Raw genomic sequence first — 16,473 nt, 5'->3', positions numbered from 1 at the left:
CGCCGTCCTCGGCACCGTGTGGGTGACGTGCGCACGACCGCCGTGGCACCGTGTGAGCGTGATCGGCGCGTCCGGGCCCCGCGACGGGGCACGCCCGGCGTCAACTCACCACCGCGCGCAGCCCGTCCGGGTCCGGCGCCGTCATCGCCCGGGCGATTCCGGGGTCCGGTGTTCCGGTGACGGCGCCCACCACGGTGCGGCGGATCAATTCGGTCCAGGCCGGGGCCCGCCGCATCATCGCGTGGCCGTCCGGGAGTTCGAAGCGGCAGACCCGCTCGGACACCTCCCGGGCGGCCAGCGCGTAGCGATGCGAGGCCGTCGGGCTGGTGGTGTGGTCGGCCGTGCCGTGCACGATCACCACATCGCGGCCGGCGAGTTGGGTGTACGGCTCGTCGTCCTCGATCCACGGCGCGAGGGCGCAGACGGTACGCACACTCTCGTGCTCGGCCACGCGCAACGCGGTACGGCCGCCCATCGAGTGGCCGACCAGGGTGACCTCGGCGTGCGGATAGCGGGTACGGATGCCGTCGAGCGCCCACCACGCGTCCTGGACCGGGTCGTGATCGGGCTCGTTCCAACCGCGCACCCGGTAGCGCAGCAGCCAGGTCGCGGCGCCCTCCGCGCGGGTCGCCCGATGGACGCTCCGGGCGATCGGCACCATCCGGCGATAGGCCAGGTTGCGGGTCGACGCGGGTTGCCGACTGCGCGCACGACCGCCGGGCAGGATCAGGACGACCGCGCGGACATCCGTCCCACTCGGCGGCGACCACGTACGCAGCGCGGCGAGCGGCCCGGTGGATGCGTGCGCGTCCGGCATGCGGAGCCTCCATGCTTCTTGCCGGTCCGGCGGCCCGGACCCCGTCATCGACCCGAGGCGGCGGATCCCGACCACCAACCCCAAACCCCGAACGCCCCCGCCTCCCACGTCGTTCCCACCATCACGCCAACACGAGCAAACTCCCACCGCGCTGGGGGACGCCGACGCCGAGGCGGTGGACCAGCCGAGCACGGACCCGCAGCCGGCGATGCGCACTGCGGGGTGCGCGCTGGGGGCGGCCGGCTGGTCAAGGCGGAGCTTGCGTCGATCGGGGGCCACGGAACGTGCCCTCCGCCCGCACGGGTCGATCACGTACCGGAATCCGAATCTGCGCCGCGGAACAACGTGCCGGAACCGACACCAAGCACCCGTGCTCGCTCCGGCCGCCGAGCGGGTCTCGGTGGCGGCGCGGTGTGGTGGCCGGGGTGGATCGTGGCCTTGAGGATGGTCGGTTGAGCCAACGTGGCAAGGCCGGCGAGCCGCACGTCGGTTGCGGTGGCGGAGCGGCTGTCGGCGGTGTGGTGAGTGGCGAGTGGATCGGCCGGCTTGTGGGCCTCGATCGGGGTCTTGAGGCTGGTTCGTTGGGCCGCGTGGAATGGCATGGCCTGACCGGCGTCGGGCGCAGTGGAGGTGGAGCCTGTCGGCGACGGTGGTGCGCTGTGGCGGTCGGCCTGAGGTGGGCGTGTTGTCGGGATGTGCGCCCAAGTCGGGACCCTGGGCCGTTGTCGGCCGGGCGCGTGGGTCGTGAGTGGCCGACTGTGGTGTCGGGGCTTCGAGGAGGGCGGCTTGTCGGGCTGGAGTTCCAGGGCTGACGTCGGGTCCATTGCACCGCAACACGCCACGAACAACTCACTCGAGACCAGGGTCGACGACACACCCGCCGTCAGCCCCGCCACACCGCCCGGCGAAGCGCGCCGAGATCCCGGCTCGGGCGCTTACCCACAGCCACCACACGCCCGACCGCCACCGCCAACAGCGGCTCCGCAGCTGCACGCTGCACGCGACGCCCGGCCTGCGCCGTGCGCATAGGGCCCTGGTCCCGGGTGGGTCGGCGGCGGCGGTGTTGCGGCGCTACGGCCGGGGGCGGTCGTCGATCGCGACTTCGGGTTGCGAATTTCGGTGTCCGGTGGCCGAGTCGCGTGCGGAACGTGGTCCGACACCGCCGGTTGGCCTTCGAGGACGGCAAGCCGGTCCGGGGGACGGTACGCGTGTGGGTCGGAGGCGCGCTGAAGGTCGGGGAAGCCCGATGTGCCGTGTACGCGATTCGGGGCAGGCTGTCCGGGACCGGCTGCGGCTTGGGGTGCACGTACGGCGAGGGGAGCGGGATGAGTCTGGGGAGCGTGGTCGTCACCGGGGCGGCCGGGCGGATCGGGACGGAGCTGCGCAAAGGCTTGCGTGGTGCGGCGAAGCGGTTCGTGCTGCTTGATCTGGTCCCGCTGCGGCCGGAGCACGCGGGCGAGGAGGTGCGCGTCGTCGACCTCCTGGACGCGCCGGCCGTCGAGGCCGCGCTGGCCGGCGCGGATGCGGTGATCCACCTCGGCGGCATTCCGAACGAGGCGCCGCTCCCGGAACTGGTGCAGGCGAACGTACTGGGCACCCACAACGTGCTGGAGGCCGCCCGACGGACCGGCGTGCCCCGGGTCGTCCTGGCCGGCAGCAATCGGGTCACCGGCTTCCACCCCGTCGGTCGGCTCACCGCTCCGGACGACCCGGTACGCCCTGACGGCCTGTACGGCGTGAGCAAGGTGGCCGTGGAGGCGCTGGGTCGGCTGTACGCGGACAAGTTCGGCCTGTCGGTGTTCTGTCTGCGGATCGGCAGCTTCGAGCCGGAGCCCGTCGAGCCGCGCCACCTGGCCACATGGCTGAGCCCACGCGACTGCGTCGGCTTCTTCCGAGCAGCCCTGGACGCCCCGATCGCCGCCGGCTTCACCACCGCCTACGCCGTCTCGGCCAACACCCGTCGCTTCTGGACCCTGCCCACACCCGCCGAACTGGCCTACACACCCGTCGACGACGCCGAGCGATACGCCGTCGCGATCCCAGGCGCGGCCACCCCCGCCGACCCGGCCGCCCCACAGGCGGGCTCCCTCGCCGATCGAGAGTTCACCCTGCGCCACCTCCGCCCCTGATCGCGCACGGCTGCGCCGCGACCGGCCGGCCCCGGTCGCCTGCCTGCGCCTGGACGCCGAGCGATACGCCGCAGCCGTCCCCGGCGCGGCCACTCCCGCCCCCGACTGCCCCTCACCGACCGAGAGGGCATCCCGCGCCGATTTACGCCCCTGACGGCGTGGATGTCCGGTGGATTCACGCCGACCCGATCGCCCTGCGGTCCTGTTCTTTACTGCGCCTGATGAGGACTCCCCGCGCCGGTTCCGCCCTAGACAGCGCGGGTGCGGTGCGGCCGATGGCCGATGGCCGGCGCCTGACGGGCCTGGATGTCGGGTTTCCGCCGCCGCTGTCGCGGGTGCGACCGCCCTTGCCGATTCGACCGCTCCCAAACCGGTCCCCTGGCCGACCGAGAGTTCACCCCGTGCCGACCCCGCCCTGACAACGCGGGCGCCGGGGCGGGCTCGGCGTCCCGGTGCATGGCCGGCGCCGTTACACGCCCCGGGCGTCGGGCTCCCCCCGCCGTCCGTCCCGCGCAGACGCAGAAGCGCGTCGGTCGGCAGCGCAGTCGTCCCGATCCGCCCGCGCATTCGCGCCCACCCGCAGGCGCACACGCACCCCGCAACAGACCGCACCCGCGCTAGGCGGTGCCGTTCTTTACCCTCGCGTGCCGTGCCGTGCCGTGCAGTGATCCGTAGCCGCGCGCACGCGCTTACATCGCAACGCACGCGCACCCGTACCCACCTCGCATCCGGCCAGAATCACGTGGCACGCGCGTCGTCCCGTGCACGCACAGGCCCACCTCCGTCGCCCGGCCCGCGCCCTCGCTCGCCTGCGTTCCCTCCGCACAGGGGCCGTCACCGCCGTCGAGCACTCCCGCTCGCCGTGCCGCCACCGACACAGACCCGGATACCGTCACCGACCCGGACACCAACTTCGCCACCGGCCCGCAACCCCGCGACTGCGAAGCGCCCCGCGACCGCCAAGCGCAGCGCGTCGTAGCCCCCACCGCACCCCCCGGGCACCCGTCAGAAGCCTCGGGTGCGTTTGGAGGCCGGGCGCATTTCGCGGCCGGTGCGCGGTGGTGGGGACGGGAGGACGAAGCGGGCTGCCTCGGAGCCGACGTTGACGCCTGCCGCGAGGGCCAGGGCCAGGGACGCCGCGTTGACCAGGCTGCGCCAGCCGGTGTCGGTGTGGCCGAGGGCGAGCCCCAGCATGCCCTGATACATCGCGCTGCCCGGGAGCATCGGGCCGATCGCCGGGATCACGTACGGCAGCGCCGACGTCCCGTGCCACCGGGCGAGCAACTGCCCGAGCAGCCCGAGCAGTCCCGTCGCGACGGCGGTCGCGAGCACCGGTGCGGCGCCTGCCTCGCGCAGCACCTGGAACACCGCCCAGCCGACCGCACCGCCCGCCGCCGCGACCGGCAGCAGCACCCGTCGCACCTGGACCAGCACCGCGAAGGTCATCGACACCGCGCCCGCCGCGAGGAGTTGCACCGCGCGGGGGTTGGCATTGAGGTTGAACGTGCCCTCGACGTTGAACTGCACGCCCACCTGGTCGCCGATGTAGATCACGATCGAGATGCCGACGATGATGCCGACGATCAGGTAGAAGACCTCCAGCAACCGGGCGGCGGCGGTGATGTAGAAGCCGGTCAGCCCGTCCTGGACCGCGGCGACCAGGGCTCGCCCGGGCAGCAGCGCGAACAGCCCGCCGGTGACCACGGCGTAGGGATTGATGCCGACCCCGACCTTGATCATCCCCACCGTGATCGCGGCGGCCGGCATCGAGGCGAGCACGAACTGGTAGAACTCCGGGACCCCTCGGTCGGAGAGCAGCTGCGCGAGCCGCTCGCCGATCAGTGCCGCGACGCAGGCCGCGATGGCCACGATCACCCCGCCACCGACCATGACGCTGGCGAAGGCCGCGATCAGACCGGCGGACAGCAGCAGCAGGTTGCGCGGATACGGGTGCCGGTTGCGGCGGATGTCGGCGAGCCGGTGGTACGCCTCCTCCAGGGTCAAATCGGCGCCGGTGATGTCCGAGACCAACTGGTGCGCCTCGTCGAGCCGGGTGTAGTCCACCGCGCGCCGGCGGACCACCCGTTCGCCGGTGACCGGCGGTTCGACCAGGGACGGCTGGTAGGACAGGGTGATCGCGACGAAGGTCACATTGGGCTGGCAGCGTTCCAGGCCGTACGCGTCGGTGATGCCGAGCATCGCCGCCTCGACGTCCTCCCCGCCCTCGCCGCTGGCGAGCAACAGTTCGCCGGTGCGCAGCGCCAGGTCGAGCACACGCGGGACCGAGGGGCCGGCCTCCGGCTTCTCCGGGGCGGGCACGATCGGGATGCTCGCGGTGTGCCCGCTGAATCGCAACTGGGTGCGCAGCCGGTCCTGCCACGGGCTGGCCCCGGATCGGGGCGCGGGCCGGGTTTCCGGCTCCCAGGGTGCGCGGGGGTTCGGATGGTCGCGGCCTTCCCCGTTCGCCGGTTCCTCCGGCCTGTGCCGCGAATGATGCTCCGACACCCCGTGTGGTCCCTTCCGCCGTGCGCGATGCGGTCGTTCCGCGTCGGCGGTCTCCTGCCCGGTCCGCCGTGGCGATCCGCCCGGGTGGATCGCCACCCGTTGCCGCGACCGGAAACGTTAGCCGGTCCCGGGTGCCCGACACGGCACACCACGACGCGGCCGGGCACGCGGCCCACGACGACCGCGCTCGACCGATCCCGGACCGGGAGACTGCCCACCCAAGATCGCATCATGCGACCCGCATCGCATGACACGCATCATGCGTCACCGGAAGACGCGGACACGCGTCCTGCGCCACGAGCCACCTCACGCCCCAAGCGTCATGCGCCACCACACACATCAGGCGACCGGGGGAGGCGGCCGAGAAGCACACATCTCACGACACCGGAAGGCCGCCCGAGAGCCACACATCACGCGACACGGGAAAGCCGCCCGAGAGCCGCCCGACCCGAACCGAACCAGCCCCATGCGACCCCGACCTCACCCGACCCACCCGGCCCGCCATCACCCCTGCCCCTGCACCCCGCCATGCACCCCGTGCAGCAACCGGCGCAGCGCCTCGCCCAGTTGCATCGGCCCCGCGACCGGCGTCTCGAAATCGAACCGCACGTCACACGTACGCTCCGGCCCGCCCGTGCGCAGCCGGATGCCGTGTCGGTCCAGCGACACCGGCGCGACCCGCTCGTCGCAGGCCGGCGCGCCCGCCAGGCTCGCCAGCCGGCACAGGTCGTTGCCGTGCGCGGCGGCGAGGTGCTGGAGCAGTTCGGCCTCGTGGCCGGCCAGCGGGTCGGGCCGGGCGTCCGCGTACTCCTCCGGCTCGACGTGCCCGGTGCCCCACAGGTCGTCGACCAGCACTTCGCCGACCTCCAGACGCACGATGGTGCCCGCCCGCAGCGATGCGGTGGGGTCGGGGGCCTGCTCGGCCAGCCGGGCGGCGGCCTCGTCGGCGTCGGAACCGGTGGGGATGGTCAGCCAGCCGGCGATCCAGCAGTGCGCCCGGACCCGGTGCGGCACGGCGACCGGTGCGACGTCCACCAGGTGCAGCACGGCGGCCACGTCCTCGCGCGAGGTCAGTACGACCGCGGCGGTCTCGCCCGGGACGAGCAGCAGCAGCGAGCCGTCCGGCTCGACCGCCCGGGCGGCCGGGACCACCTGCTCCTCCCGGTCGCCGGGCAACTCCAGGGTGGCCGAGCCGGCGAAGCCGGCCAGGGTGCGGGCCCGCTCGGCGATCTGCGGTCGTCGGGAAGAGACATCGGTACGCCCGGCGTTGGCCTCGGTGGGAACAGACATGGCGTCCTCCAGGTGTGGCGCTCGTTTGCGACCCCCGTGCGGGCTACCGAACGCGTCGTCGTTAAGGTTAGGCTTACCTAAGTGCACCGATCTTGGCAAGGCGACCCGCGTCACGGCGGCCCGAGCGAAGGCGGCCCTCGAAGGGCCGCCGCCACCGCGGCCGACCGCGCGACGGCGAGCCGCGCACAGGCGGCCCACCAGGACGACCCACACCGAAACATGCCCGCACGGAGGACCCGACCTTGAACCAGACCCGACCCAAGATCCGGCGCAGCCGTGCGCTCGGTGTGGCGCTCACGCCCAAGGCCGCGAAGTACCTGGAGAACCGGCCGTACCCGCCGGGCGAGCACGGTCGTGGTCGCAAGCAGTCCTCGGACTACAAGACCCGGTTGATGGAGAAGCAGCGTCTGCGCTTCCAGTACGACATCTCCGAGGTCCAGATGCGGGCCGCGTTCGACCGCGCCAACAAGCACTCCGGCAAGACCGGTGACGAGCTGGTGGTCGACCTGGAGCGCCGGCTCGATGCGTTCGTGTTGCGCGCGGGCTTCGCGCGCACCGTCTACCAGGCGCGGCAGATGGTCACCCACGGCCACATCGAGGTCAACGGCGGCAAGGTGGACAAGCCGTCCTACCGGCTCAAGCCCGACGACATCGTCGCGGTGCGCGAGCGCAGCCGGACCAAGCCGCTGTTCCAGGTGGTCCAGGCCGGCGGGTTCGCCGCCGCCGAGACCCCGCGCTACATCGAGGCCCGCCTGGACAAGCTGATGGCGCGCCTGGACCGGCTCCCGCAGCGCCGCGAGGTCCCGGTGATCTGCGACGAGCAACTGGTCGTCGAGTACTACTCGCGCTGATCCGCGAGCGCACCCGACGCCGAACCGCGCCGAATCGCGACGCCCGCCCCGAACCGCGCCGCAGCGCACGCCGAACCGCGCCGCAGCGAATCCGAGGGCACCACACCACACCGCACCAACCCGCTCCCGCTCCTCCCCAGCCGCCCGCCGCCCGCCGCCCGCCGAGCCCTCGCACGGCAGCATGCCGACGGCACCGCACCGGCGATCGGGAAGCGACACCAAGTCAACACACGCGCCACACCGACCGCGCGGGTTTCCTCGGACGAGGAGACCCGCGCGGTCGCGGTAGGGTCGGGTTTTCCGAGGCGGGCCACGCATGTCTGCCGCCTCGACTGATCCCACTCATCAAGGAGCGCATGACGGTGTCGGGTGGCGAAGTCGCGCTGATGATCATCGCGGTTTTCTGGGCGATCCTGGTCGCCTTTCTCGCAGTGGCTCTGGTCAAGCTGGCGAAGGTGCTCAAGGAGGCCACGACCCTGGTCGCAGGAGTGGCGGACCGAGCCGTTCCGCTGCTCGACGAGGTGACCGAGACGGTCCGGGCGACCAACGCCCAGATGGGCCGGGTCGACCAGATCGCGGGCAATGTGCAGACCATGACCACGAACGCCACCGCGCTTTCCTCCACGGTCGCCGCCACCCTGGGCGGCCCGCTCGTGAAGACCGCCGCGTTCAGCTACGGTGTCCGCCGCGCGTTGTCCGCGCAGCAGCGCGCCGAGCTCGGCCGTCGGGTGCGGGTCGCGGCCAAGGCGCAGAAGGTCGCACGGCAGCGCAGCATGCGCGGGAGAGGCTGAGTCGAATGGCGAGGCTGTTCTGGATCGCGGTCGGCGCCGGCGCCGGCGTCTGGGCCGCGCGCAAGGTCAAGGACAAGGCGTACAAGTACACGCCCGAGGGCGTCGCCGACAATGTCACCGGCATCGGCGAGGCGATCAAATACTTCGCGGACGAGATCCGCGCGGGCATGGCCGAACGCGAGCAGGAGCTGTACCGCGCCATCGGCGCGGACGTGGCCGCCGCGTCGTTGCCGCCCGCCCCGGTGCGGCGCGTGTTGCCCGGCACCCGGGAAGCGCACGACGACTGGCACGACGGGCGTGATCTGTACGACCCGCGTGAGCTGTACGAAGGCAAAGCAAGGTACGACCGAAGGGACGGCAGCTGATGGAATCGGCAGAGATCCGGAAGCGCTGGCTGCGCTTTTTCGAAGAGCGCGGACACACCGTCGTCCCCTCGGCCTCGCTGGTCGCGGACGACCCCACGCTGCTCCTGGTGAACGCCGGCATGGTGCCGTTCAAGCCGTACTTCCTCGGTGAGGTCAAGCCGAGCTTCAAGCGCGCCACCAGCGTGCAGAAGTGCGTGCGCACCCTGGACATCGAAGAGGTCGGCAAGACCACCCGGCACGGGTCGTTCTTCCAGATGTGCGGCAACTTCTCGTTCGGCGACTACTTCAAGGAAGGCGCGATCGGCCTCGCCTGGGAGTTGCTCACCAACTCGATCGAGGACGGCGGCTACGGGCTGGACCCGGAGAAGTTGTGGATCACCGTCTACCTCGACGACGACGAGGCCGAGCGCATCTGGCGGGACGTGATCGGCGTACCGCCCGAGCGCATCCAGCGCCTGGGCAAGTCGGAGAACTTCTGGTCGATGGGCGTGCCCGGACCGTGCGGCCCGTGCTCGGAGATCAACTACGACCGCGGCCCCGCCTACGGCGAGGCGGGCGGCCCGGCCGTCAACGGCGAGCGCTACCTGGAGATCTGGAACCTGGTCTTCATGCAGTACGAGCGCGGCGCCGGGACCGGCAAGGACGACTATCCGATCCTGGGCGAGCTGCCCGCGAAGAACATCGACACCGGCCTGGGCCTGGAGCGCCTCGCGTGCATCCTCCAGGGCGTCGACAACCTGTACGAGATCGACACGTCGCGGATGATCCTGGATCGCGCCGCCGACCTCGCGGGCAAGACCTACGGCCAGGACCACAGGAACGACGTGTCCTTGCGCGTGGTGGCCGACCACGTGCGCACCGCGGTGATGCTGATCGGCGACGGCGTGGTGCCCGGCAACGAGGGCCGCGGCTACGTGCTGCGCCGGATGATGCGCCGGGCGATCCGCAACATGCGCCTGCTGGGCGCCGAGGGCGAGACGCTGCACGACCTGGTCGAGACCACGATCAAGGCGATGGGTCCGCAGTACCCGAACCTGATCGAGGAGGCCGAGCGGATCGACGCCGTCTCGGTGGCCGAGGAGAAGCGCTTCCTGGCCCGACTCCAGGAGGGCACCGCGCTCCTGGACGAGTCGATCGTCAAGGCGAAGAGCTCCGGCTCCGCGGTACTCCCCGGCGAGGTGGCGTTCCTGCTGCACGACACCGAGGGCTTCCCGATCGACCTGACCCTGGAGATCGCGGCCGAACAGGGCCTGGCGGTCGACGAGGACGGGTTCCGCCGGCTGATGAACGAGCAGCGGCAGCGGGCCAAGAAGGACGCCCAGGCGCGCAAGCAGGGGCTCGCCGACCTCTCCGTCTACCGCGAGGTCGCGGACGCGGCCGGCGGCACCGTGTTCACCGGCTACCACGACACCTCGGACGAGGCGACCGTGGTCGGCCTGCTCGTGGACGGCGTGCCCGCGCCCGCCGCGCACGAGGGCGACGAGGTCGAGGTCGTGCTCGACCGCACCCCCTTCTACGCCGAGGGCGGCGGCCAGCTCGCCGACACCGGCCGGATCCGGCTGGACACCGGCGCCGTGGTCGAGGTCCGCGACGTGCAGACCCCGGTCGCCGGTGTCACGGTGCACCGCGGTCGGGTCCAGGTCGGCGAAGTACTGGTCGGCGCCCAGGCGTCCGCCCAGATCGACACCAACCGGCGGAACGCCATCGCCCGGGCGCACAGCGCGACGCACCTGACCCACCAGGCGCTGCGCGACGCGCTCGGCCCGACCGCGGCACAGGCCGGCTCGGAGAACGCGCCCGGCCGCTTCCGGTTCGACTTCGGCGCACCCGGCGCGGTGCCGGGCAGCGTGCTCACCGACGTCGAGCAGAAGATCAACGAGGTGCTCGCGCGCGACCTGGACGTCACCGCCGAGGTGATGTCGATGGACGAGGCGAAGAAGCAGGGCGCCGTGATGATGTTCGGCGAGAAGTACGGCGACCGGGTCCGCGTGGTCACCATGGGGGACTACTCCAAGGAACTGTGCGGCGGCACGCACGTGCACAACACCGCCCAACTGGGCCTGGTCAAGCTGCTCGGCGAATCCTCGATCGGCGCCGGCGTGCGCCGGGTCGAGGCGCTGGTGGGCACCGACGCGTACAACTTCCTGGCGCGTGAGCACACCATCGTCAACCAGCTCACCGACGTGGTGAAGGGCCGCCCGGAGGACCTGCCCGAGCGGGTCGCCTCGATCATGGCCAAGCTGCGCGACGCCGAGAAGGAGATCGCGGCGCTGCGCGGCGCCCAGGTGCTCCAGGCCGCCGCAGGTCTGGTCGAGGGCGCGCAGGACGTGCACGGCGTCGCGCTGGCGACCGCGCAACTCCCGGACGGCACCACGCCGGACGACCTGCGCAAGCTCGCGCTGGACGTTCGCGGCCGGCTTGCGGCGCGCCCGGCCGCGGTCGCGGTGGTGTCGGTCGTGAACGGCAAGCCGATGGTCGTGGTGGCCGCGAACGAGGCCGCGCGCGAGCGCGGCGTCAAGGCGGGCGAGCTGGTCCGCGTGGCCGCGCAGACCCTCGGCGGCGGCGGTGGCGGCAAGGACGACGTGGCCCAGGGCGGCGGTTCGGACCCGACCAAGGTGGCCGACGCGCTGGCCGCGGTCACCCGGACAGTCGCCGAACGCGCCTCCTGAGACGTCCCCTACCCTCGTTCCCCCGGTGTGTGTGGAAGTCTGGAACCGGACTCCCTTACCACCGGGGGACTTGTATGACGGGGCGTCGTGCCCGAATAGTTCAGTGACGCAGAGCCTGTGACGGAGAGCCGACCTTGAGACGCGGAGTACGAATTGCGGTCGACGTGGGAGACGTTCGGATCGGCGTCGCGGCCAGCGACCCGCACGGTCTGATCGCCACCCCGGTGGAGACCGTGCCCGCGGGCAAGCGCGACGTCGCCCGAGTGCTGGAGATCGTCGCCGAGTACGAGGCGATCGAGGTCGTGGTCGGGCTGCCGCGCTCGCTCTCCGGCAAGGAGGGCGCCGCGGCGGCGAAGGCCCGGCTGTTCGCCGGCCGACTGGTCGCCGCGCTCGACCCGGCGATCGGCGTGCGCCTGGTCGACGAGCGGCTGACCACCGTCACCGCGACCCGCGGTCTGCAGGCATCCGGCGTGAAGGCCAAGAAGGCCCGCGGCGTCGTCGACCAGGCGGCCGCGATCGTGATCCTGCAAAACGCGCTCGACACCGAGCGTGGTTCCGGACGTCCTCCGGGCCTGGCCGTTACTCCCGCCCCGGCCGGGTCCGTCTCCGACTCTGAAAGGCCCACGGCATGAGCGATCTCGGACTGCGCATGGAGTCGGAGCCGCGCAGTCGGCGACGGGGCAAGGACGACAACTCACGGGGCGGCCGGCGCGGCCGGGGCCGCAAGAAGAAGAACCGCAGCGGTTGTGCGGTCTCGCTCGCGCTCGTGATCGTCCTCGCCGTCGTCGGCGGCGGCGGCTACTGGGCCTACGGCTTCCTGAAGGACCGTTTCGGCCCGCCGCCGGACTACAGCGGCAACGGCTCGGGTTCGCTCGTGGTCGAGATCAAGCAGGGCTGGGCCACCCCGCAGATGGCCAACGAGCTCAAGCGGGTCGGGGTCACCAAGAGCGTCGAGGCGTTCACCAAGGTCGCCCGCGAGGACAAGGACCAGCGCGCGTCCAAGATCCAGCCCGGCGCGTACACGATGGCCAAGCACATGTCCGCCAAGGCCGCCTTCGAGATCCTGGTCAACCCGAAGAACAAGCAGGACTACATCGTCAAGCCCGGCGCGCGCTCCGCGCAGGTCTTCGACTCGCTGGCGAAGACGCTCAAGGTGCCGAAGGAGAAGGTCGAGGCCGCCGCGAAGGACCCCTCGCTCGGCCTGCCCGCCTACGCCAAGGGCAACATCGAGGGCTTCATGTTCCCCGCGTCCTACGTCGCGGCGCCCGGCATGGACCCGCTCGTGGTGCTCAAGGAGATGGTCGCCAGGGCGGTCAAGGAGTACGACAAGATCGGCTTGGCGGCGAAGGCCCAGGCGATGGGCAGGTCGCCCTACGACATGATCATCATCGCCAGCCTGGTCGAGGCCGAGGGCAAGACCACCGACGACAAGGGCAAGGTGGCCCAGGTCATCTACAACCGGCTCGGCAAGAACATGACGCTGGGTCTGGACTCGACGGTCAACTACTACCTCGGCAAGAGCAACGTCCAGCTCACCAACAAGGAACTCAACGACACGAGCAACCCGTACAACACCCGGGTCAAGAAGGGGCTGCCGCCGGGGCCGATCAGCAACCCCAGCAAGGCCGCCATCGACGCGGCGCTGGCGCCGCCGGCGGGCGACTACCTGTACTTCGTGACCATCGACCCGGTGGTCGGCACCACCGAGTTCTCCAAGACGGAAGCCCAGTTCCAGGAGTCCAACCGCAAGCTCCAGACCTGGATCAAGGAGCACCCCGGCCAGTGACCGACGCACCCGCCACCCCGCGCCGGGCCGCCGTGCTCGGCTCGCCCATCCGGCACTCGCTGTCCCCGGTCCTGCACCGGGCCGCGTACGCCGAACTGGGCCTGACCCACTGGTCCTACGACGCGTTCGAGATCGACGAGGCGGCCCTGCCCGGCTTCGTCGCCGAACTGGACGCGTCCTGGGCCGGGTTGTCGTTGACCATGCCGCTCAAGCGGGCGATCCGGCCGCTGCTGGACGAGATCGGGCCGGTCGCGCGCGACGTGGACGCGGTGAACACGGTGGTGTGCACCGCGGACGGCCGGCGCCTCGGCGAGAACACCGACGTGCCGGGCCTGGTCGCGGCACTGCGCGAACGCGGCGTGGACCGGGTCGAGTCGGCGGCCGTGCTCGGCGCGGGCGCCACCGCGACCTCGGCCCTGGCCGCGTTGCGTGAGATCACCGACGGGCCGGTGTGGGTGTACGTGCGGGGCGAGGAACGGGCCCGCGAGATGCGGGCCGCGGGCGAGCGGCTCGGCGTCGCGGTGCGGGCGCGCCCGTGGACCGAGGCGGCCGAGGCGCTGCGGGCACCGCTGGTGGTGGCCACCACGCCCAAGGGCGCCGTCGACCACCTCGCGATCGAGGTGCTGCCCGCCGGGGTCGGCGTGCTCTTCGACGTCGTGTACGACCCGTGGCCCACCGCGCTCGCGGGTGCGTGGGGCCACGCGGGCGGCACGGTGGTGAGCGGGCTGGATCTGCTCGTGCACCAGGCGGTCCTTCAGGTCGAGTTGATGACCGGCCGGCCGGGTCCGTTGGCCGCGATGCGCGCGGCGGGCGAGGCGGCGTTGGCGGGGCGGGGCTGAGAGGGCCGGGTTGAGCGCGCGGGGTTGAATCGAGCGGTCGGCCGTCATCGGGCGGTCGCGACCGGCCGGCGCCGCTCCGGACGATCGCGACCGGTCGGTGGCGATCCGGCGGTGGCGGTCGGACGGTTGCGATCGGACGGCAGCGATCGACGCGAGTCGACTGCCCGGGTCCGGGTGGGTTCGGGGTGAGCTCCGGGCTGTTCGGGCGCCGCCGTGCCGTCCTGCCGGTCGGTCCGCCCGGTCGGCGGGCGAGGCCGGCACGCCGACGCGTGCTCGGTCGAATCCGTCGTCCCCAGGCTGCCGGATTCTTCCGATCATCGGATCGACACTGGGGACGACGGAACGTGACCGGGAGTCGATTCTGCGTATCGTCACTGGCGTGTTCCTCGGACTCACTCTCGCCTGCGCGCTGCTCGGCTTCGTCGCCGGGCTCGGTCTGCCCCGCCCCATCCATCTGCTGCTCGCCCAGGGCGCCGGCCCGGGGCCGCCCTCCCCGGTCGCCGAACCGGTGGTCGCCGGCACCGGGCGATACGGCCCGCTGCCGCTCGCGGCGCTGACCGGCCTGGTGTGCGCACTGCTGGCCTGGCGGCTCGGGCCGGGCCTGGATCTGCTCGCGTTCCTGGTGCTCGCGGTCGCCGGGGTCACCCTGGCCGTCGTGGACGTGCGCACGCTGCGGCTGCCCGACCCGGTGCTGCTGGTGACGCTGGCCACCGGACTGACCCTGCTGGGCATGGAGTCGCTCGCGCTGGGCGACTTCACCGCCTACCGACGGGCCCTGCTCGGCGGCGTCACGCTGGCCGGCTACCACCTGTGCCTGGCCGCGCTCTTCCGCGGCTGCCTGGGCATGGGCGACGTCAAGCTCGCGGGCGTGCTCGGCCTGCATCTGACCTGGCTTGGTTGGGGCGTGCTGGTCACCGGTGCGTTCCTGGCGTTCCTGCTGGCCGGGCTCACCGCCGGGGTGCTGATCTCGGCGGGCCGCGTACGCCGGGACAGCCGGCTGCCGTTCGGACCGTGGCTGCTGCTCGGTGCGCTCGGCGGGGTGTTGTGCGGCGCCGAGTTGTCCCGATTGCATCTCGCTTGGTGAGACGAGGTGCACCCGCGGGGCGGCTGTCCGACACCTGGACGCGGCGATGATCGGTCGCCGCCGGCATGAAAGGATTCGGGTGGACATCCGCCGGGCGCATCCAGGACAGCCCCCGCGCCGTTCCCCGGACGCGGTATGCGGCAAGCGCAAGAAGGAGCATTCGTGGGCAACCTACGCTGGCTGACCGCCGGGGAGTCGCACGGCCCCGCACTCGTGGCCACCCTCGAAGGGCTGCCCGCCGGCGTGCCCATCACGACCGACCTGGTCGCGGACGCGCTCGCCCGCCGCCGGCTGGGCTACGGGCGCGGTGCGCGGATGAAGTTCGAGCGCGACGAGGTCACCTTCCTCGGCGGCGTCCGGCACGGCCGCACCCAGGGCGGCCCGGTGGCGATCATGGTCGGCAACACCGAGTGGCCCAAGTGGGAGACGGTCATGTCGGCCGACCCGGTGGACCCCGAACTGCTCGCCGCGCAGGCCCGCAACGCCGCGTTGACCCGGCCCCGGCCCGGCCACGCCGACCTGGCCGGCATGCAGAAGTACGGCTTCGACGAGGCGCGGCCGATCCTGGAGCGGGCCAGCGCGCGCGAGACCGCCGCCCGGGTCGCCCTCGGCGCGGTCGCGAAGTCGTTCCTGGAGCAGGTGGCCGGCATTCGGATCGTCAGCCACGTGGTCGAGTTCGGTGCGGCCAAGGCGCCCGCCGGCGTGCTGCCCGGCCCCGACGACACCGCGCGCCTGGACGCCGACCCGGTCCGCTGCTTCGACCCGGAGGCCTCGGCCGCGATGGTCGCCGAGGTGGACGACGCGCAGAAGGCCGGCGACACCCTCGGCGGCGTGGTCGAGGTGCTCGCCTACGGGCTGCCGCCCGGCCTGGGCAGCCATGTGCACTGGGACCGCCGCCTCGACTCGCGGCTCGCGGGCGCGCTGATGGGCATCCAGGCGATCAAGGGCGTCGAACTCGGCGACGGCTTCGAACTGGCCCGGGTGCGCGGCTCCAAGGCGCACGACGAGATCGTCAACACCCCCGACGGCGCCAAGCGCACCTCGCACCGCTCCGGCGGCGTCGAGGGCGGCATGTCCACCGGCGAAGTGCTGCGCGTGCGTGCGGCGATGAAGCCGATCGCCACCGTGCCCCGCGCGCTGGCCACCTTCGACGTGCGCACCGGCGAGCCCGCGCAGGCGCACCACCAGCGCTCCGACGTCGCGGCCGTGCCCGCCTCCGGGATCGTGGCCGAGGCGATGGTCGCGCTCGTGCTGGCCGACCTGGTCACCGAGAAGTTCGGCGGCGACTCGATCGCCGAAACGACCCGCAACGTGCGCGGCTACCTGGACGCGCTGGAGATTCGGTAG

At 72.3% G+C, this 16,473-nt stretch carries 13 protein-coding genes; 10 read left to right on the top strand and 3 right to left on the bottom strand.

Annotated elements, in window-relative coordinates; translation table 11 throughout:
- Window positions 1-100 precede the first annotated feature (100 nt).
- Window positions 101-817 carry an alpha/beta hydrolase gene (locus tag ACZOOI_RS03395; protein WP_465279331.1) on the bottom strand — a complete coding sequence of 239 codons (717 nt, stop codon included), beginning with the start codon at window positions 815-817 and terminating at the stop codon, window positions 101-103.
- 1,325 nt (window positions 818-2,142) lie between these two features.
- On the opposite strand from ACZOOI_RS03395, the gene ACZOOI_RS03390 reads away from it, so the two are divergent.
- Complete coding sequence (locus tag ACZOOI_RS03390; RefSeq protein WP_465279330.1) at window positions 2,143-2,946, top strand: NAD-dependent epimerase/dehydratase family protein; 804 nt, start codon at window positions 2,143-2,145, stop codon at window positions 2,944-2,946.
- A gap of 1,005 nt (window positions 2,947-3,951) precedes the next feature.
- Here ACZOOI_RS03390 and ACZOOI_RS03385 read toward each other — a convergent pair.
- Window positions 3,952-5,265, bottom strand: coding sequence for a threonine/serine exporter family protein (locus ACZOOI_RS03385; RefSeq protein WP_391587552.1), 1,314 nt, complete (start codon window positions 5,263-5,265; stop codon window positions 3,952-3,954).
- A gap of 690 nt (window positions 5,266-5,955) precedes the next feature.
- Window positions 5,956-6,741: a DUF2470 domain-containing protein gene (locus ACZOOI_RS03380; protein WP_465279329.1), complete on the bottom strand. Its 786-nt coding sequence runs from the start codon at window positions 6,739-6,741 to the stop codon at window positions 5,956-5,958.
- A gap of 242 nt (window positions 6,742-6,983) precedes the next feature.
- Here ACZOOI_RS03380 and rpsD point away from each other — a divergent pair, with 242 nt between their 5' ends.
- The 9 genes from rpsD (at window position 6,984) to aroC (ending at window position 16,473) form a co-directional block, all read left to right on the top strand.
- On the top strand, window positions 6,984-7,592 hold the full coding sequence (gene rpsD, locus ACZOOI_RS03375; protein ID WP_465279328.1) for a 30S ribosomal protein S4: 609 nt from the start codon (window positions 6,984-6,986) through the stop codon (window positions 7,590-7,592).
- A 356-nt stretch (window positions 7,593-7,948) separates the two neighbouring features.
- Window positions 7,949-8,383, top strand: coding sequence for a DUF948 domain-containing protein (locus ACZOOI_RS03370; protein ID WP_391587549.1), 435 nt, complete (start codon window positions 7,949-7,951; stop codon window positions 8,381-8,383).
- A 5-nt stretch (window positions 8,384-8,388) separates the two neighbouring features.
- Window positions 8,389-8,748: a DUF6167 family protein gene (locus tag ACZOOI_RS03365; protein WP_465279327.1), complete on the top strand. Its 360-nt coding sequence runs from the start codon at window positions 8,389-8,391 to the stop codon at window positions 8,746-8,748.
- Window positions 8,748-11,417: an alanine--tRNA ligase gene (gene alaS / locus ACZOOI_RS03360; RefSeq protein WP_465279326.1), complete on the top strand. Its 2,670-nt coding sequence runs from the start codon at window positions 8,748-8,750 to the stop codon at window positions 11,415-11,417. Before ACZOOI_RS03365 ends, alaS begins: the two co-directional genes overlap by 1 nt.
- Before the next feature lie 134 nt (window positions 11,418-11,551).
- Window positions 11,552-12,049: a Holliday junction resolvase RuvX gene (gene ruvX, locus ACZOOI_RS03355; protein WP_465279325.1), complete on the top strand. Its 498-nt coding sequence runs from the start codon at window positions 11,552-11,554 to the stop codon at window positions 12,047-12,049.
- Complete coding sequence (mltG, locus tag ACZOOI_RS03350; RefSeq protein ID WP_465279324.1) at window positions 12,046-13,203, top strand: endolytic transglycosylase MltG; 1,158 nt, start codon at window positions 12,046-12,048, stop codon at window positions 13,201-13,203. The genes ruvX and mltG overlap by 4 nt, the downstream gene beginning before the upstream one ends.
- Window positions 13,200-14,042, top strand: coding sequence for a shikimate dehydrogenase (locus tag ACZOOI_RS03345; RefSeq protein WP_465279323.1), 843 nt, complete (start codon window positions 13,200-13,202; stop codon window positions 14,040-14,042). Before mltG ends, ACZOOI_RS03345 begins: the two co-directional genes overlap by 4 nt.
- 379 nt (window positions 14,043-14,421) lie before the next feature.
- Window positions 14,422-15,126, top strand: a complete 705-nt coding sequence (locus ACZOOI_RS03340; RefSeq protein WP_465279322.1) for a prepilin peptidase — start codon at window positions 14,422-14,424, stop codon at window positions 15,124-15,126.
- Window positions 15,127-15,288: 162 nt separating this feature from the next.
- The gene (aroC, locus tag ACZOOI_RS03335; protein WP_465279321.1) at window positions 15,289-16,473 is read left to right on the top strand and encodes a chorismate synthase; all 1,185 of its coding nucleotides are present in this window, start codon (window positions 15,289-15,291) and stop codon (window positions 16,471-16,473) included.

The sequence above is a fragment of the Embleya sp. L77 genome (assembly GCF_055557415.1).
Note: the sequence above shows the minus strand (reverse complement) of the source record. Positions and strands in the feature narration are given on the sequence as shown.